We start from the raw sequence: 18,038 nt of genomic DNA on the forward strand, positions 1-18,038 counted from the left end.
ATCCCCGATTCCCCGAGTCCCTGTAAACTCCGCCTCTTTAGCCGACGCACAGGGAGCTCAAATGTCCGGTTCGATCCTTTATATCCACGGCTTCAACAGCTCGCCGTTGTCGAAGAAGGCCTGTCAGTTGGTCGAGGTGATGGAGCGTCTGGGCCTGAGCGAACACTTGCGCGTTCCGGCATTGCACCATCACCCGCGCCAGGCTATCGAGCAGCTGGAGCAGGCGATTGCCGAGCTGGGGCGGCCACTGCTGGTCGGCAGCTCGCTCGGCGGCTACTATGCCACTCACCTGGCCGAGCGCCATGGCTTGAAAGCCCTGTTGATCAACCCTGCCGTCAGCCCGCACCGGATGTTCGACGGCTATCTGGGGACGCAGAAAAACCTGTATACCGAAGAGACCTGGGAAATGACCCACGACCACGTGGTAGTCCTGGCCGAACTGGAAGTGCCGGCGCCCCGGGATCCACAGCGTTATCAGGTATGGTTGCAGACGGCTGACGAAACGCTGGACTATCGCCTCGCCCAGCAGTATTACCGGGCATGCGCCTTGCGTATCCAGGCCGGCGGCGACCACAGTTTCCAGGGTTTTGCCACGCAACTGCCGGCCATGTTGAGTTTTGCCGGCATTGGCGCCGATTTGTATCAGGCGATCGATTTCACCGCACTGTGAGCGATAGCCCCATGAATTCTTTTTTCACCGAACACTGACGACGAGACCCCATGGCCACTCCCAGCGCTAGCTCTTATAACGCAGACGCCATCGAAGTCCTCTCGGGCCTCGACCCGGTGCGCAAACGCCCCGGCATGTACACCGACACCAGTCGGCCGAACCACCTTGCCCAGGAAGTCATCGACAACAGTGTCGACGAAGCCTTGGCCGGGCATGCCACATCGGTGCAGGTGATCCTGCATGCCGACCATTCCCTGGAGGTCAGCGATGACGGCCGAGGCATGCCGGTGGACATTCACCCCGAGGAAGGTGTTTCGGGCGTCGAGTTGATCCTCACCAAGCTGCATGCCGGTGGCAAGTTTTCCAACAAGAACTACCAGTTCTCCGGCGGCTTGCACGGGGTGGGTATTTCCGTGGTCAACGCTTTGTCCACCGAAGTGCGGGTGCGTGTAAAACGTGACGGCAACGAATACCAGATGACCTTCAAGGATGGCTACAAGGCCACCGAGCTTGAAGTCGTCGGTACTGTCGGCAAGCGCAATACCGGGACCAGCGTGTTCTTTGCGCCGGACCCGAAATACTTCGACTCACCAAAATTCTCCATCAGCCGCCTCAAGCACGTGCTCAAGGCCAAGGCCGTTCTGTGCCCGGGCCTGCTGGTCAGTTTTGAAGACAAGGCCACCGGCGAAAAAGTCGAATGGCATTACGAAGACGGCCTGCGTTCCTATCTGGTGGACGCGGTCAGCGAATTCGAGCGCCTGCCGAACGAACCGTTCTGCGGCGCTTTTGCCGGTAACAAGGAAGCCGTGGATTGGGCGCTGCTGTGGCTGCCGGAAGGCGGCGATGCGGTGCAGGAAAGCTACGTCAACCTGATCCCGACGGCCCAGGGCGGTACCCATGTCAACGGTCTGCGTCAGGGCCTGCTCGACGCCATGCGCGAGTTCTGCGAATTCCGCAGCCTGCTGCCGCGCGGCGTGAAGCTGGCACCGGAAGACGTCTGGGAACGCATCGCCTTTGTTCTGTCGATGAAGATGCAGGAACCGCAATTCTCCGGGCAGACCAAGGAGCGCCTGTCGTCCCGTGAAGCGGCGGCGTTCGTCTCCGGTGTGGTCAAGGATGCGTTCAGCCTGTGGCTCAATGCCAACCCGGAAACCGGCATGTTGCTGGCGGAACTGGCGATCAACAACGCCGGCCGTCGCCTCAAGGCCAGCAAGAAGGTCGAGCGCAAACGCGTTACCCAAGGCCCGGCGCTGCCGGGCAAACTGGCCGACTGTGCCGGACAGGACCCGATGCGTTCCGAGCTGTTCCTGGTCGAAGGTGATTCCGCCGGCGGTTCGGCCAAGCAGGCGCGGGACAAGGAGTTCCAGGCGATCCTGCCGTTGCGCGGCAAGATCCTCAATACCTGGGAAGTCGACGGCAGCGAAGTGCTGGCCAGCCAGGAAGTGCACAACATCGCCGTGGCCATCGGTGTCGATCCGGGCGCGGCGGACATGAGCCAGCTGCGCTACGGCAAGATCTGCATCCTCGCCGACGCCGACTCCGACGGTCTGCACATCGCGACCTTGCTGTGCGCCTTGTTCGTCCAGCATTTCCGCCCGTTGGTCGATGCCGGTCACGTCTACGTCGCGATGCCGCCGTTGTACCGCATCGACCTGGGCAAAGAGATCTACTACGCCCTCGATGAAGCCGAGCGCGACGGGATTCTCGATCGCCTGGTAGCCGAGAAGAAGCGCGGCAAGCCGCAGGTCACCCGATTCAAGGGTCTGGGCGAAATGAACCCGCCGCAGTTGCGCGAGACCACCATGGACCCGAACACCCGGCGTCTGGTGCAGTTGACCCTGGAGGATTTCGAGGCTACCTCGGAAATGATGGACATGCTGCTGGCGAAGAAGCGTGCCGGTGACCGCAAGACCTGGCTGGAGTCCAAGGGCAACCTGGCCGAGGTGCTGGGCTGATGCGCTTGGGCTTTGCCCTGGCGTGTGCGTTGCTGCTGACCTCAATGACGGTGTCTGGCGAACCGACACCGCAACTGCGTCTGTTGTCCGAGCATGCCGTCGATGGCATGCGCGGCGGCAACCTGTCCGGGCTGGCCCAGTGCGGCAAGGAGCTGTGGACGGTCTCCGACCGTGACGATGATCAGATCTATCGTCTCGATACCCGGGCCAACGTCTGGCGCGCAGAGGCCGTGGGCATCGGCGTACCTGAAGTACCTGACAGCGGGTTGCCCTGGGGATTGCGTTCGCGGACCTGGGCCGCTTCGTTCGTGCGTGGCGGCAATCTGGATTTCGAAGGCATCACCTGTGACCGCGCCGGCAATCGTTACGTGGTCAGCGAATCCCATGCAGCGGTGTTGCAAATACCGCCAACCGGGCCGACGTCCTGGCTGAAGATTTCGCCGCTCATGGCGCGTGAAGCCCGGGCCAGCGGCATGTTGTTGCGTTTCAATGCACTGTTCGAAGGCTTGGCGATCAATCCTGAAGGTGACCAGTTGTGGTTGGCTGCCGAGCGCGAGAGCCGCGGGTTGCTGCTGATCAAGCGCAAGCAATTGGTGTGGGACTGCGATGGTGGATGCGTGCTGCTGAGTGAAGCCGGGAAAGAAATGCAACCCGCACAGTTTCCCAACGCCAGAGCGATGCCTCGGGATTTTGCCGATCTGTCATTGTTCAACGGCAAGCTGTTTACCCTGGAGCGCAATGCGTTCGAGGTCTGCCGCCGAGATGCGCTGACCGCCAAAGTCGAGCGTTGCTGGTCGTTTGCCGAAGAGGCATTGCAGGAAAATCGGCGTTATCCACAGGATTATGGCCTCGCGGAAGCGCTGGTAGTGGACGCTGACGGTGCCTGGATCGGTATCGACAACAACAACGGTGCTCGCGCCGATGGCGAAGTCCGTCCGGTAGTCTGGCGTTTTGCTGCACCGGAAGGTGGCTGGAGTGCCAAGTCATGAGACAACGAAGCCCGGGGCAGCGCATCGGCCGGGTGTTTATGGTACTGGCCTGGTGTGCCGCGTTGTTTCTGGCCACGCGTTTTTTCGGCCAGTGGGAAGCGCGTCAGCAAAATCCGAACGTGGTGGTCAGCTCGGAGCTGGGCGAGGGTTTCATTGAGGTGAAACTGGTGAGCAATGCGCAGGGGCATTTTGTCGCCAGCGGTCAGATCAACGGCCATCCGGTGGACTTCATGCTCGATACCGGGGCGACCGATGTGTCGATTCCGGCGGACCTGGCCAAGCGTTTGAAGCTCGAAGAAGGATTCGGCGTGACCCTGAGCACGGCCAATGGCCTGAGCCAGGGCTATCGCACCCGTATCGAGCGCCTGCAGCTGGGCGACATCGTGCTGCGGGATGTACGCGCACTGGTGGCCCCGGGGCTGCATGGCGATCAAGTGTTGCTCGGCATGAGCGCACTGAACAAACTTGAATTTACCCAGCGCGGTGGCACCATGCTGCTGCGCCAGACAACGAACCGATGAGGCCCGCATGAGCGACTCCCTTGATCTCAGCCTGGACGGTGTAGAACGCCGGTCACTGGCTGACTTCACCGAAAATGCCTACCTCAACTACTCCATGTACGTGATCATGGACCGTGCCCTGCCGCATATCGGCGACGGCCTGAAACCGGTACAGCGGCGTATCGTCTATGCCATGAGCGAGCTGGGGCTGGACGCTGATTCCAAGCACAAGAAGTCGGCACGTACCGTCGGTGACGTGCTCGGTAAATTCCACCCCCACGGCGACTCGGCCTGCTACGAAGCCATGGTGCTGATGGCCCAGCCGTTCAGCTATCGCTATACGCTGGTCGACGGCCAGGGCAACTGGGGTGCGCCGGATGATCCCAAGTCCTTCGCCGCCATGCGTTACACCGAAGCGCGGCTGTCGCGTTATTCCGAAGTGCTGCTCAGCGAACTGGGCCAGGGCACGGCGGATTGGGGCCCGAACTTCGACGGTACGCTGGACGAGCCGCTGGTGTTGCCGGCCCGCCTGCCGAACATCCTGCTCAACGGCACCACCGGTATCGCTGTGGGCATGGCCACCGACGTGCCGCCGCATAACCTGCGGGAAGTCGCCACGGCGTGCGTGCGTTTGCTCGATGAGCCCAAGGCCACGGTCGAACAGCTCTGTGAACACATCCAGGGCCCGGACTACCCGACCGAAGCGGAAATCATCACCCCGCGCGCCGACCTGCTGAAAATCTACGAAACCGGTCGCGGTTCTGTGCGCATGCGCGCCGTGTATCACATCGAAGACGGCGACATCATCGTCACCGCGCTGCCGCATCAGGTCTCGGGCGCCAAGGTGCTGGAACAGATCGCCGCGATGATGCAGGCCAAGCCGTCCAAGGCGCCGCAAATTGCCGACCTGCGTGACGAATCCGACCATGAAAACCCGTGCCGGATCGTGATCATTCCGGGCGCACGGAAAAACTTCGACCACGATGCGCTGATGCAGCACCTGTTCGCCAGCACCGAGCTGGAGTCGAGCTACCGGGTCAACATCAACATCATCGGCCTGGACGGCAAGCCGCAGCTGAAAAACCTGCGGGCGCTGCTGGTCGAATGGCTGGAGTTCCGGGTGCAGACCGTGCGTCGTCGCCTGCAATTCCGCCTCGACAAGGTCGAGCGTCGCCTGCATCTGTTGGACGGTTTGCTGATTGCCTACCTCAACCTGGATGAAGTGATCCACATCATCCGCACCGAGGAGCAGCCACGGGCCAGGCTGATCGAACGCTTCGCCCTGAGCGAAATCCAGGCCGACTACATCCTCGACACCCGTCTGCGTCAGTTGGCGCGACTGGAAGAGATGAAACTGCGTGCCGAGCAGGATGAACTGCTCAAGGAACAAGCCAAGCTGCAAGCCCTGCTGAGCAGCGAAGCCAAGTTGAAAAAACTGGTGCGCAGCGAACTGATCAAGGACGCTGAAACCTACGGTGATGACCGCCGGTCGCCTATTGTCGAGCGCGCCGAAGCCAAGGCCCTGACCGAGCACGATCTGCTGCCGAACGAGAAAGTGACGGTCGTGCTGTCGGAAAAAGGCTGGATTCGCTCCGCCAAAGGCCACGAAATCGACGCCACCGGGCTTTCCTACAAGGCCGGGGACGGCTTCAAGGCACTGGCAGCCGGGCGCTCCAACCAGTTTGCCGTGTTTATCGACTCCACGGGCCGCAGTTATTCGGTGGCCGCCCATACCTTGCCGTCGGCCCGTGGCCAGGGCGAGCCGCTGACGGGTCGCCTGACGCCGCCGCCAGGGGCGAGTTTCGAGTGCGTGCTGATGCCGGAAGACGATGCGCTGTACGTGATCGCCTCCGACGCCGGCTACGGCTTCGTGGTCAAGGGTGAAGACCTGCAGGCCAAGAACAAGGCGGGCAAGGCCCTGTTGAGCCTGCCGAACAACGCCAAGGTCATGCTGCCGCGCCCTGTGGCCGATCGTGAACAGAACTGGCTGGCGTCGGTGACGACCGAAGGTCGCCTGCTGATCTTCAAAATCAGCGACCTGCCACAATTAGGTAAAGGCAAAGGCAACAAGATCATCGGGATTCCCGGTGAGCGAGTGGCCAGTCGCGAAGAGTATGTGACGGACATCGCCGTATTGCCGGACGGTGCAACACTGGTGTTGCAGGCCGGGAAACGTACCTTGTCACTGAAAGCGGACGATCTTGAACACTACAAGGGTGAACGTGGTCGTCGTGGCAACAAGTTGCCGCGTGGCTTCCAGAGGGTCGATGCGCTGCTCGTCGAAAACCTCAATTAGGCGACTTAGAAGCGCCGAACTACGAATTAACCCGTAGTTCGGCGCTTTACGCTGGAGTCGGAACGCATATTCACGGATGATATGGCCTTTCAAGCGCCGGCGTTGCCGCGCGTTCTTCATATTTATTGAGTATTTTCACTGTGGTCAGCCTTTTAGCGACCACCTGGATGGGACGATGACTGCTCTGCGCCTTCCTTTTATTCTTTTGCTCGCCGGCGTTCTTGGCCTGGCGGGTTGCAGCGTTCACCAGCCGGTGTCGTTGTATCAACTGGACGCTGGTAGTCCGGTTCAGCCCGCACAGAACGCGGGCATGGCGGTATTGTTGGGGCCGGTCACCGTGGCCGACTACCTGCAACGCGAAACCCTGTTGCAGCGTCAGCCCGATGGCAGCCTGCAAGCCTCGACCGACGGTCGTTGGGCTGGCAGCCTTTCGTCGGATATCGATCAGCTGCTGCTGCGCCAGGTCGCAGGTCGCCTGGACAGCCAGCGCGTTGTGCTGGCCCCGGCGACATTGGGCTTCACCCCGGACGTTCAGGTGCTGCTGACCATCACGCGCCTGGATTCGGGTGAAAAACAACCGGCGATCCTCGACGCGCAATGGCGCCTGATCGACCGTCGCGGGCAGGTCCGCGACAACCGCATCATCCATTTGCAGGAACAGCATGCCGGTACCACGGCGGCTCAGGTCCAGGCACAGGGTGTGTTGTTGCAGCGCCTGGCCGAACAACTGTCGGTGGCGCTCAAGCCCCTGGCCAATCAGCCTCCGATCGCCGAAGCCCCACGCAAGCCGGCAGCCAAGGCGGCAGCACCTGCGGTAGAACAGGAAAAGCAGCCGAAGATCCCGATGGCCGCGCCTATTCGTACGGATATGGAAGTGTTCCGCTTCTAAGTCTGGACTGAATCCATACAAAGCCCGCATTGATGCGGGCTTTGTTGTTTTTACAGGTTGGAGATATCTAGCGCCTGTTCTGGCCTCTTCGCGAGCAAGCTCGCTCCCACAGGGGATCTGAAGTGAGCACACCCTTGGGCTAACCCGGATCAAGTGTGGGAGCGAGCTTGCTCGCGATGAGGCCAGAACAGGCAACAAAAAAGCCCGCAGACGATCACTCATCTGCGGGCTTCTTCATATCGAGGTTAAGGCTTAAGCGCGACGCTCATGCATCCGTGCCAGTTGCCGTTCCAGCATCGACGGATATGGCTCCATCAACCGCTCTACGCAGCACGCGCCCTCAGGGCTGGCGATCGGGCGGATCCGTGCACGTTGGCGGATCAACGCGTCGTCACTGATCTTGCGCTCCACCAGCAGCAGGTTGCGGCTGTGTTGCGACAGGGCCAGGGCGTCCTGGGCAGGGTCGGTCAGCAGCAAGTCGATCTGGCTCAGGCCAAACAGTTCGTCGCCCAGGGTCAGCCCCAGCTGCAATTGCAGGGTGATGCCACTGTCCGCGACTTCGATCTGCAACTGGTGGCCCAGGGCCCGCAGCAGCTCGCCACAGCAAATGGCGTTGGTCAGGTAATCGTCGCCGCTGTCTTCGGTGTGGAACAGCATCAGCGTGCTGCCATCGTTCAAGGTCTCTACTTCGCCCTGATACAGGGAAGCTGCCTGGTCGAGGCAATCGCGATAGCGCTCGAGCAGTTCTTCAAGACGCGCCCGCGGCAGGCGTCGCAGTTGCTCCTGGGAGCCCAGTTGCACCGCCAGCACCGCGCTGTGTTGCGGCACGCTCGGCGTGGCTTTGCGAATCACCGGTTGAGGGGTGCTGTCCAGCGACTCGTCGCGCAGATCGGCGAACGGGTCTTCGTCATCGTCGTCTTCAACGGTGCTGACGATCTGTCGTGGCGCTGGTTTGAGCGCCGCTACCGGGCGGCTCTCGTCGAAACTCGGATCGCGCAGGTTACGGACTTCGAAGGCCGCGTCGGCCTCGTCATCCATGTCGTCGAACTCCGGTTCCGGTTCTGGCACAGGGGCGGGCTCCGGGGCGAAGTTGGCGTGCAGCTGACGCGCCAGGTCGCCGATTTCGTCCTGGCGGTCGGTGGCCGGGGTGAATTCATCGATATTGCGCAGCCACACCCGCAATTGCAGCAGCGGCGTGGAGAGATAACGCCCCATGCGCAGGCTCAGGGCCAAAGACAGGGCGAGCAGGATTGCACTCAGAATGCCCATGCTTTGCAGGCTGATGGTCATCGGCTGCTGGAACTGGTCCATGTCCAGGCTGATGCGCAATTGCCCGGCAGTCACGTCCTGGAAGGTGATCTTGCTTTGGTACATGCCCTCGGCTTCGCCCAGCAGGCCATGCTTGGGGCGCTGGCCGGATTCGGCGAGGATGCGGTTGTCCGGGCTGTAGATGGCGGCGTGGGCCACCAGCTTGTTCTTGGTCAGGTTGTTGAGCAGCACGTTCAGGCTGAGGATGTCGTTGGACACCAACAGCTCGGTGGCCGAGGTGGCCGTCTGCGTAGTCAGGCTTTCGCCCAGCGCATCCGCCTGCTCGTGCATGGCCTGCTTGAACTGCAGGCCCATCACACCGGCATAGATGACCAGGGCCAGGGCGACCAGGATCACGTTATGGCTGGCGATGCGCAATGCAATCGGTACACGGCGGTGGCGCAGTGCCCGGAAGATCAGCAGGAAGAAGTTGTCGGTTTTTACTGGCGTGGGCCGGTTCACTTGAGCTCGGCTCTTTTGTCCGTGAAGTTGACGCGCAGTATAGCGACAGGCCCTAGACCGTCAAAGCGCTCACGGTGCCCGATGGTCACTGAAAGTGGGTAGAATGCGGTTTTTTTCCACTTGCGGGGGTGCGCCTTGCGCGAAATCGTCCTGATAAACATCACGGGAGTCGACCGTCCGGGTCTGACTGCGGCCATTACCGGCGTTCTGGCCCAGGGTGGTGTGAACATTCTCGACATCGGTCAGGCGGTGATCCACGACACTTTGTCGTTCGGCATCCTGGTTGAAATTCCCGACACCGAGCAAGGCAAGTCCGTGCTCAAGGACATCTTGTTCAAGGGCTATGAACTCGATCAACAAGTGCGTTTCACGCCGGTGTCCGAACAGGATTACCAGCAGTGGGTCGGCAATCAGGGCAAAAAGCGCCACATTGTGACCCTGTTGACCCGCAAGGTGACAGCCGGGCAGTTGCAGGCCGTGAGCTCGATCACTGCCAAATATGGCCTGAACATCGACCACATCGATCGCCTGTCCGGGCGCATGCCGCTGGACACCCCGGCCGACAAGGGCAAGGGCTGCATCGAGTTTTCCGTGCGTGGCGAGGCGGCTGATCCGCAGGCGCTGCGTGCCGAATTCCTCAGCGTCGCCCAGGAACTGAACGTCGACATCGCCTTCCAGGAAGATTCGCTGTTCCGTCGCAACCGTCGCCTGGCGGTGTTCGACATGGATTCAACGCTGATCGAAGCCGAAGTGATCGATGAGCTGGCCAAGGCGGCCGGCGTCGGCGACAAAGTGTCGGAAATCACCGAGCGGGCAATGGCCGGTGAGCTGGATTTCCGCGCCAGCTTCAAGGAGCGCCTGGCCTTGCTCAAAGGTCTGGACGTCAATGTGCTGGACTCCATCGGTGCCTCGCTGCGCCTGACCGAAGGCGCCGAAACCCTGTTCGCCGAACTCAAGCGCCTGGGCTACAAGACCGCGATTCTGTCGGGCGGCTTCACCTACTTCGCCAAGCAATTGCAGGCCAAACTGGGTATCGACTACGTGTTCGCCAACGAACTTGAAGTGGTCGACGGCAAAGTCACCGGCGTGGCGGTCGAGCCGATTGTCGATGCACAGCGCAAGGCGGATTTGCTGAAGGAACTGGCACACAAGGAAGGCTTGCGCCTGGAGCAGACCATTGCGGTCGGCGATGGTGCGAATGACTTGCCGATGCTGGCGATTGCCGGGTTGGGCGTGGCGTTCCGGGCCAAGCCGCTGGTCAAACAGTCGGCCAAGCAGGCGATTTCCACCTTGGGGCTGGATGGTGTGCTCTACCTGCTGGGTTTCCGCGATCGCGACGGCCAGCTGTAACACCGCAAAACAACTGTAGGAGCGAGCTCGCTCGCGATGAGCGGCGAGGCGACGCGGGCATTCAGATTGCCCGCGTCATCGTTAACGCCCATCGCGAGCAGGCTCGCTCCTACACGTATGTGCGTTGATCAGGCCTTCGGTGCGCCCATGCCCTGACCCATCTGCACCGCTGTGCCAGCGGTCATTTCTTCAGCCCACTTCACCTGATCCGGCCCGAACAGCACGATGGCGGTCGAACCCAGTTTGAAGCGACCCAGTTCCGCACCTTTTTCCAGGTGGATCGGCGCGCGTGCGGCTTCGTCGTAACGGAAGGTTTTCAGCTCGCGCTTCGGCGGTGTCACCAGACCGGCCCACACGGTTTCAATCGAAGCCACAATCATCGCACCCACCAGTACCACAGCCATCGGGCCGCGTTCGGTGTCGAAAATGCACGCCACGCGCTCGTTGCGGGCAAACAATTCCGGAACGTTTTCAGCAGTGGTCTGGTTGACCGAGAACAGACGGCCCGGGATGTAGACCATCTCGCGCAGGGTGCCGGCCAGCGGCATGTGCACGCGGTGGTAGTCCTTCGGCGACAGGTAGATGGTCGCGAAGTCGCCACCCATGAACGGCGCAGCGTTTGCCGCATCGCCACCCAACAGTTCCAGCACGCTGAAGCTGTGGCCCTTGGCCTGGAACACGCGGCCGTGCTCGATCGGGCCGAGCTGGCTGATCGCGCCGTCGGCGGGGCTGAGGATCGCGCCCGGGGTTTCGTCCAGCGGACGGGCACCGTCTTTCAGTGCGCGGGTAAAGAACGCGTTGAAGTGCTCGTAGGCGGTCAGGTCTTCGACCAGCGCCTGGGACATGTCCACCTGATAACGCTTGGCGAACCAGGCGGTGAAGGCATTCTTGAACCAGCGCACGCGGCATTCGGCGATGCAGCCGGCCAGACGCGAGAGCAAGTTGTGGGGCAGCAGGTACTGGCCGAGGAGAAACAGACGCTTGTTCATTAACGGTCCTTAAAAATCTTAAATTTCTACCGGGGTATCGGGATGATTGCCCCATTCGCCCCAGGAGCCGGCGTAGCCTTTGACCCGCGGATAACCGAGAGCCTTGGCCACCAGATAGGTGAAACCAGAACGATGATGTGTCTGGCAGTGGGTAATCACTTCTTTGTCTTTGCTGATCCCGAGTTGCTCGAGGATCTGCGGCATGTCGGTGCGGATGCGCAGCTGGCGTGCCCGATCCATGCCAGCGGTCCATTCGAAATTGATCGCGCCGGGAATGTGTCCGCCCTTGGCTGCCAGGACTTTCTCGCCGGAGTACTCCAGCGGCCCGCGCGCATCCCAGATTGCCAGGTCGGCGGCGCCGAGACGGCTTTGCAGGTATTCGCGGGTGGCGGTGGGTTCATCGTGCAAGGTCAGTGGAACCGGGCCGCCCACCGGTGGCGGGACCTGGATCGACATGGGCGAACCTTCCGCCAGCCAGGCCGGCAGGCCGCCATCTATATAGTGGTACTTGCTGTGGCCGATGACATCCAGCAGCCAGATGAAGCGTCCGGCCCAACCGCCGCCTTCGTCGTCATACACCACGTAGACCGCATCGGGGTTGTGCCCCAGCTCACCAAACAGCGTTTCGAGTGCTGCCTGCGGGGGCATCAGCCCCGGGGCGGGGGCCTGGCCGAGCTGCGTACGCTTTGGATCGACAAAGCGCGCGCCGGGAATGTGCCCTTCGGTGTAGCGGGCGGCACTGGTCAAGTCCACCAGAATCAGTTCGCGGGCGTCGAGGCGAGGGAGCAAGTCGCTCGGCTCGATCACCAGCGGCAAGCCAGAGAAGTCAGACATGTGAGGTCTCCAGAGCACAAAAGGGAGGATTGTAACGCAGCTTATTGGCCACGGTGGCTAAAGCTGTGCAGGGCTTTCTCGATGCACTGTGCGGTTTTGCCGAAGGCCTGTACGGAAATTTCCGAAAACGGCCCGCCGCCTTGATCCGCCACGACGATCATGATCACCCGGCCATTGTTGATCAGCGAACGCAGCAGCAAGTGTTCACCGCTGAACTGCGAGCGCAGGCTATTGGGCAACATGGCCGAGAATTGCGCGTTGTTGGCAGGCGTCAGGCGCACCTGGGCCTGCTGCGCGAGCAGGCGTTGCAACACGTTGCTCTGGCTGACCACGAAATTCAACCCGGCCGCTTCCTTCGGCAGGCCAGCCGTCTGGTGCACTCGCAGGTTGGCGTGGGTGCGATCGGCCATCAGGATCATCACCCGGCGCATGCCGCAGGCCACGAGGGCGTCACGGGCGGCGATGGTCAGGTGCATGGCGTTGGTGAAACGGCTCGGCTCGACCAGCAACTCGGCGCATTGCTTGCGCCACTTCGCCAGGTCTTCGGCGGTAGGTGCCGCTGCCGGCAGCAAGCCTGCGTGGACACGGTTCATGCCCCACGGCCAGATCAGCGACTCGGCAGGGTGCCAGAGGTCGGGCATGGCGTGTTGGCGTGCGCTGTTGGCGGCTTGCTGGTGCAATTGCTGCTGCAGTTCGTCCATCGGCATTTGCAGGTAAAGGCTGGTCAGGTACTGCCAGCGCTCGCTGTGGGGGCTGTCCCAGGCGTGTTGCGCCGACAGCGCCAGCCCATTGGCCAGCAGCACTGTATTGGCCGGTTGATTGAGCCAGCGGCGCAGGGTCGGATCGTCGTCAAGGCGATTCTGCTGGCGCAGTGGATGGTCGCTGTCACGGGCGATGCGCAGGACTTTCACCAGTTCCCGCTGCTCGGTGAGCAGCAATCGATAGCCTTGCTGCACCCAGATCGGCAAGCGCCAGACCTCCACCAGCGCCTGGCCGATATCCAGCAGGCGTACGCCAAACAGTTGCTGCTCGACTTTGCGTGCCGACTCGCCTTTATGGATGACCCGCAGCTCCCACTCTTCGAGCAGTTTCGGATGGGTCAGTGCCAGCGGCCACAGGGGCGAAAGAAACAGCAGGCTGCCCCAGTGGATGTCCTGCCACAGGCGCGCCAGGCGACTGGCAAAAAAACCGTTGGCCTGTTGCGTGGCGTGCTGGCTGATCATCTGCAACTGACGCAGGGCTTTGGGAATCTCGAGCTCGGGTTCGGCGGGTAGCCGCGCGAGCAGCTCCTCGGTGCGCTTCAAGCCGAGGCGGTTGATTGCAATTTCAAGGTTTTCCGCAGGCTCGGTCATGCTGCCATGGGTATGCCGGTTGGCTTCGCGAATCACGCTCAAGGCCAGGGCCGGGCTGCCTTGCATGAGGTCGGCGATGTCGCGCAGCGAGCTGCGATTATCGCGGATGGCCTTGCAGACACGGTCATGGCTGGCTTGCGGGACGGGAAGACGTACGCCATCGAGCAGCTTGACCCAGCCTTCGAGGGTCGTTGGTTTTGGCGTTGGAACGTTCGTTTCGTTAACCATGGTGGGAGGCGATCATCGTCAACATTACCTGTGCCCGGATGGGGTCAAATTAGCTTTTCGCCTGAACGGGCTATAGTCTGGCGCAGTTTTGCCGATAAGTAGAAGAAGAGATTTTTTAACTTCCGAATATGACCTTGAACCCGACTCAGTAAGTGCTCTCCTAACCTATGGCTAAAATTATCGGCATCATCGTCGTATTCGCGAGCGTGCTCGGCGGATACGTGCTTTCCCACGGCAAGATTGCCGCCCTGATACAACCTTTCGAGGTCATGATCATTGGCGGTGCTGCCCTCGGCGCCTTCTTGCAGGCCAACCCCGGCTACATGACGATGCACGTGCTCAAGAAGTCCCTGAGCATGTTCAGTTCGCGCTTCAACCACGGCTTCTATCTTGAAGTACTGGGTCTGATCTACGAGATCCTCAACAAGAGCCGCCGCGAAGGCATGATGGCCATCGAAGGCGATATCGAAGATGCCGCTGCGAGTCCGATCTTCGCGAAGTACCCGACGGTACTCAAGGACGAGCGCATGACCGCGTTCATCTGCGATTACCTGCGCATCATGTCTTCCGGCAACATGGCTCCCCACGAGCTGGAAGGCCTGTTCGACATGGAGCTGTTCAGCCTCAAGGAAGACCTCGAACACCCATCCCACGCGGTCAACGGCATCGCCGACGCCATGCCCGGTTTCGGTATCGTCGCGGCGGTACTGGGTATCGTGGTGACCATGGCTTCGCTGGGTGAAGGCGACCAGAAGTCCATCGGCCTGCACGTAGGTGCGGCACTGGTGGGTACCTTCTTCGGTATTCTCGCCGCCTACGGCTTCTTCGGCCCGCTGGCCCATTCCCTGGCCCATGATGCCAAGGAAGAGCTGAACGTCTACGAGGCCATCAAGGCCTCGCTGGTGGCTTCGGCTTCCGGCATGCCGCCATCGCTGGCCGTGGAGTTCGGGCGCAAGGTCCTGTATCCGGCGCACCGTCCAAGCTTCGCCGAGCTGGAACAAGCGGTTCGCGGTCGTTAAGCCATGGAAAATAACCAGCCGATAATCATCAAGCGCGTCAAGCGCATCGCCGGCGGGCATCACGGGGGCGCGTGGAAAATCGCCTTCGCCGACTTCGCCACGGCGATGATGGCGTTCTTCCTGGTGTTGTGGCTGCTGTCCACCGCCACGCCGGAACAGAAAATTGCCATCGCCGGTTACTTCAAGGATCCGATCGGCTTTTCCGAAAGTGGCACGCCCTACATCATCGATCTGGGCGGCACGCCGACCCTGGCACCGGAAAACACTCTCAACCCCGAGGTGAAGTCCCAGCCGCAGCCGGACAAGGTCACCATCGATACCGATCAGGTCGAAGGCATGGCCGAGCAGGTCGAAAAAGAGCGCCTCGAGCTGTTGCTGCAAGAACTGCAGAACAAGGTCGAAGAAAACCCGCAGATGCAGAAGTTCAAGGATCAGATCCTGTTCGAAATCACGCCGGACGGCCTGCGAATCCAGATCATGGACGCGGAAAACCGCCCGATGTTCGATTCAGGTTCAGCACGCTTGAAGCCGTATTTCGAAGACATCCTGCTGGCCATGGCCGACACCATCAAGGCGGTGCCGAACAAGATCAGTATCAGCGGCCACACCGATGCCAAGCCATACACCGGCACCGGTGATTTCGGTAACTGGGAACTGTCTGCCAACCGTGCCAACGCCGCACGGCGTGCGCTGGTGGCGGGCAGCTATCCGGATGCGCAGGTGGCGCGCGTGGTCGGTTATGCCTCGTCGGCCCTGTTCGATCGCGAGCATCCGTTCAACCCGGTCAACCGCCGTATCGACATCGTGGTGCTGACCAAGAAAGCCCAGCGTGCCATCGAAGGTTCGCAAGGTGCTGAACCTGCTCCCGATGCACCGCAAGGTTCGACTGCGCCGGGAGCCGCACCGGCTGCACCGGTTGACCCGAACGCGTTGCCGGCGGACAAGGAACCGCTGCCGGCGCACGAACTGCGCGAGCGTCTGAATCTGTTCGATGATCCGGCACCGAAGCCGGGTGAGCCAGCCAAACCGGCTGAACCGCCCAAGCAGTGACCGACAAAAAAGCCGACAGCGATGTCGGCTTTTTTGTGTCTCGTGCCAGTGCTTCCGAGTTTTGTGTTTGCTTAGTAGTTGTAGGAATGATCTGAAATTTCGTACCAAGGTTTTCAGTCGTGCACGCATCTATTTATAGTTCAGCCGTTGCTGCTCACGTGGTGACCGATCTTAGCCGGTCGAAACAAAGATGGAACCTCACCCACATGATCGGAGTTAGACCTATGGCTAAGTACCACCCTCTACAAGGCAACTTCAGTGTCGGCACGACGTTGTACATCGACACCGAAGCCAAAGTTTCGGATCTTCTCGAAACCGCCACTCACCGCATCAAAGCCGCACGTAATCTGCTCAATAGCGTCACCTGCCTATGCGTCAAAGAAGCAGAAGGACATGACCTGGAGCATTTTGCCAACGCTGCGCATATGTTGATCCAGGACGGCTGTGACGCCTTGGATGTGCTGGGGTGGAAGCTGGAAAAAGCAGCAAATGGTATTTAGTCCTGGACTAGAGACCCCCGATCATCTTCGTGACGTCACGAAGATGATCGGGGGCTGTGAGTCGATTTCAGGACTAGACACGACAAAAAATCTGCTTACCGCAGTCCTGTAGGAGCCAGCAATTCGGCTCCTACAGATGTTGTGTGAGAGAAAACCCGGCCGGTCAAGAGGATGGATCTGGGAGCGAAGTGGCGTCAGAAACCGCGGATGATTCGCGACTTGAGGTCGGCGTGAAAGCGATCCGCATTGGATTTGTTAACTCTGCGCACCGACTCGCTACCGGTCACCGAATCCAGTGACATCGAGCGCTTGAGCATCGACTCGTTGCGATAGGCATCGATGAAGAACTCGATGTCCCGGTCGCTGGTCAGCTTCGGCCATTTGTCGAGGTACAGCGGCAGCTCTGTCGGGCCGGTCTTGAACGAGCAGATGCGCCGGTTGGTGATGGTCGCTTCGCCGATTTCGAACGGCACCCACCAGGACAGTGCGGTTTTCTCCGACACCACCGCCAGCAGGTGTGTGCATTCGCTGATGTTGCGGGTGATCACCCCGGTGATGTCGTCGGTGGTCTGGGATTCGGCATCCAGTACGTCGAGGTAGGTCTTGATGTTGGCCTGCATCAGGCGCGTGTTGATGTTGATCGCGTGGGCGCGGTCCATGTGGCGGTAGCTGATAAACACTGGCATCAGAAATGTCCCTTGATCGCGAGTTCGCGGTAATAGGCGCCGAGGGCGGTGAGGCGGCAGCCGGTGGAGTGGATGGCGGCGTAATACATGTGTTCGGCGTCCACCGGTTCGACCAGGCTGTGGCGGTTGCACTTTTGCAACTGGGCGAAGACCTCGCCCTGTTCCGGGTTGAACTCGGGCTCGGTGGGCTCAAAGCTGGGGGCGAGGGGGTACACCGACTCGGCTTCGGCAAACCATTCGGGGAGTTTGCGCAGGATTTCCTTGGGGATCAGCGGGGACACTTCGCGCAGGGAAATGAACTGCGAGACATTGGTCTTGAACACCGGACGCTGTTCCCAGGCATCAAGGGCATTGTCGACAAACGAATAGAGGCTGCCGGGGGTGATCTTGCCCAGGATGTTCGCGGCTCCGCCGTGCAGGGCCTGGAGCAGCAACCCGGTGAACACGCCGTGCTGCATGCCCTCCATCGCCGGCTCTTCCTTTTTACAGGCGGTCAGAATGGTCATGCCTTCGCCGACCACGCTGCCTTCGCTGCGCAAGGCGCGCAGTTCGCCGGCCGAGCCGCTCTGGCAACAATCGAGAATGATCACTTTGTTTTTGATCTTGGTGGCCTTGCTCGCCCAGTTGAGGATGTCGCTGAGGCGAATCCCGTCCTTGGCGCTTTTGTAATCCTGCGGGATCAACATGCCTTCGTCGGTGTCGGTATCGAAGCTGCCGTGGCCGGCGAAGTACAGCAGCGCGACGTTGCAGTCACCGGAAAACAGCTCGCGGATCTGGTCTTCGAGTTTTTCCCTGCTCAGGAAGTCCTCGGCGGAAGTCAGCACGATGTTCTTGAAGTTCGGATCGCCATTGGCGTCGGTTTTCAGCACGGAGGCCATGGCCATGGCGTCATTGCTGCAACCGCTCAGGCGCGACACATGGGTGTAGTCGTTGATGCCGATAAACAGTCCCTTGCGCATGG

The 18,038-nt window shown here is 60.9% G+C and carries 16 protein-coding genes; 10 read left to right on the top strand and 6 right to left on the bottom strand.

All coding sequences use genetic code 11. The annotated features are described in order from the left end of the window. Positions 1-61: 61 nt before the first annotated feature. The 6 genes from ABIE16_RS21295 (at position 62) to ABIE16_RS21320 (ending at position 7,299) form a co-directional block, all read left to right on the top strand. Positions 62-670 carry a YqiA/YcfP family alpha/beta fold hydrolase gene (locus ABIE16_RS21295; RefSeq protein WP_429521875.1) on the top strand — a complete coding sequence of 203 codons (609 nt, stop codon included), beginning with the start codon at positions 62-64 and terminating at the stop codon, positions 668-670. 50 nt (positions 671-720) lie between these two features. Beyond that, positions 721-2,625 (top strand): DNA topoisomerase IV subunit B, encoded by a 1,905-nt coding sequence (gene parE, locus ABIE16_RS21300; RefSeq protein WP_090452794.1) that lies wholly within the window; start codon positions 721-723, stop codon positions 2,623-2,625. Further along, positions 2,625-3,614, top strand: a complete 990-nt coding sequence (locus tag ABIE16_RS21305) for an esterase-like activity of phytase family protein (RefSeq protein ID WP_340312324.1) — start codon at positions 2,625-2,627, stop codon at positions 3,612-3,614. Before parE ends, ABIE16_RS21305 begins: the two co-directional genes overlap by 1 nt. Beyond that, positions 3,611-4,135: a retropepsin-like aspartic protease family protein gene (locus ABIE16_RS21310; protein WP_429521876.1), complete on the top strand. Its 525-nt coding sequence runs from the start codon at positions 3,611-3,613 to the stop codon at positions 4,133-4,135. The genes ABIE16_RS21305 and ABIE16_RS21310 overlap by 4 nt, the downstream gene beginning before the upstream one ends. Before the next feature lie 7 nt (positions 4,136-4,142). Beyond that, positions 4,143-6,410, top strand: a complete 2,268-nt coding sequence (gene parC / locus ABIE16_RS21315) for a DNA topoisomerase IV subunit A (RefSeq protein WP_057396215.1) — start codon at positions 4,143-4,145, stop codon at positions 6,408-6,410. A gap of 175 nt (positions 6,411-6,585) precedes the next feature. Then, entirely contained in the window at positions 6,586-7,299 is a 714-nt protein-coding gene (locus tag ABIE16_RS21320) for a PqiC family protein (protein ID WP_102669292.1), read from the top strand. A 252-nt stretch (positions 7,300-7,551) separates the two neighbouring features. On the opposite strand, the gene ABIE16_RS21325 is transcribed toward ABIE16_RS21320, so the two are convergent. Continuing rightward, positions 7,552-9,069, bottom strand: coding sequence for an AhpA/YtjB family protein (locus tag ABIE16_RS21325; protein ID WP_340312323.1), 1,518 nt, complete (start codon positions 9,067-9,069; stop codon positions 7,552-7,554). Positions 9,070-9,204: 135 nt separating this feature from the next. Here ABIE16_RS21325 and serB point away from each other — a divergent pair, with 135 nt between their 5' ends. Further along, positions 9,205-10,419, top strand: coding sequence for a phosphoserine phosphatase SerB (gene serB, locus ABIE16_RS21330; protein ID WP_057395688.1), 1,215 nt, complete (start codon positions 9,205-9,207; stop codon positions 10,417-10,419). A gap of 128 nt (positions 10,420-10,547) precedes the next feature. Here serB and asd read toward each other — a convergent pair whose 3' ends face one another. Genes asd through ABIE16_RS21345 form a run of 3 tightly spaced genes read right to left on the bottom strand, consistent with a single transcriptional unit; the run spans position 10,548 to position 13,822 of the window. Next, positions 10,548-11,408, bottom strand: coding sequence for an archaetidylserine decarboxylase (asd, locus tag ABIE16_RS21335; protein ID WP_429521877.1), 861 nt, complete (start codon positions 11,406-11,408; stop codon positions 10,548-10,550). An 18-nt stretch (positions 11,409-11,426) separates the two neighbouring features. Next, a complete protein-coding gene (gene rhdA, locus ABIE16_RS21340; RefSeq protein ID WP_057712254.1) occupies positions 11,427-12,242 on the bottom strand; it encodes a thiosulfate sulfurtransferase in 816 nt (271 codons plus the stop codon). A gap of 41 nt (positions 12,243-12,283) precedes the next feature. After that, a complete protein-coding gene (locus tag ABIE16_RS21345; protein WP_429521878.1) occupies positions 12,284-13,822 on the bottom strand; it encodes an HDOD domain-containing protein in 1,539 nt (512 codons plus the stop codon). 167 nt (positions 13,823-13,989) lie between these two features. Between ABIE16_RS21345 and motA the strand changes: the two genes are divergently transcribed. From motA to ABIE16_RS21360, 3 genes are all read left to right on the top strand, one after another. Then, a complete protein-coding gene (gene motA / locus ABIE16_RS21350) occupies positions 13,990-14,841 on the top strand; it encodes a flagellar motor stator protein MotA (RefSeq protein WP_008048039.1) in 852 nt (283 codons plus the stop codon). Positions 14,842-14,844: 3 nt separating this feature from the next. Continuing rightward, positions 14,845-15,891: a flagellar motor protein MotB gene (gene motB / locus ABIE16_RS21355; protein WP_090452803.1), complete on the top strand. Its 1,047-nt coding sequence runs from the start codon at positions 14,845-14,847 to the stop codon at positions 15,889-15,891. A 224-nt stretch (positions 15,892-16,115) separates the two neighbouring features. After that, entirely contained in the window at positions 16,116-16,391 is a 276-nt protein-coding gene (locus ABIE16_RS21360) for a hypothetical protein (RefSeq protein ID WP_090452805.1), read from the top strand. 194 nt (positions 16,392-16,585) lie between these two features. Here ABIE16_RS21360 and ABIE16_RS21365 read toward each other — a convergent pair whose 3' ends face one another. Both ABIE16_RS21365 and ABIE16_RS21370 read right to left on the bottom strand, forming a co-directional pair. Continuing rightward, entirely contained in the window at positions 16,586-17,077 is a 492-nt protein-coding gene (locus tag ABIE16_RS21365; RefSeq protein ID WP_057712251.1) for a toll/interleukin-1 receptor domain-containing protein, read from the bottom strand. Further along, positions 17,077-18,036 (bottom strand): caspase family protein, encoded by a 960-nt coding sequence (locus ABIE16_RS21370; protein WP_057712250.1) that lies wholly within the window; start codon positions 18,034-18,036, stop codon positions 17,077-17,079. Before ABIE16_RS21370 ends, ABIE16_RS21365 begins: the two co-directional genes overlap by 1 nt. Between the last annotated feature and the right edge of the window lie 2 nt (positions 18,037-18,038).

Origin of the sequence: Pseudomonas sp. 2725 (assembly GCF_050434585.1) — a bacterium.
Lineage (GTDB): Bacteria > Pseudomonadota > Gammaproteobacteria > Pseudomonadales > Pseudomonadaceae > Aquipseudomonas > Aquipseudomonas jessenii.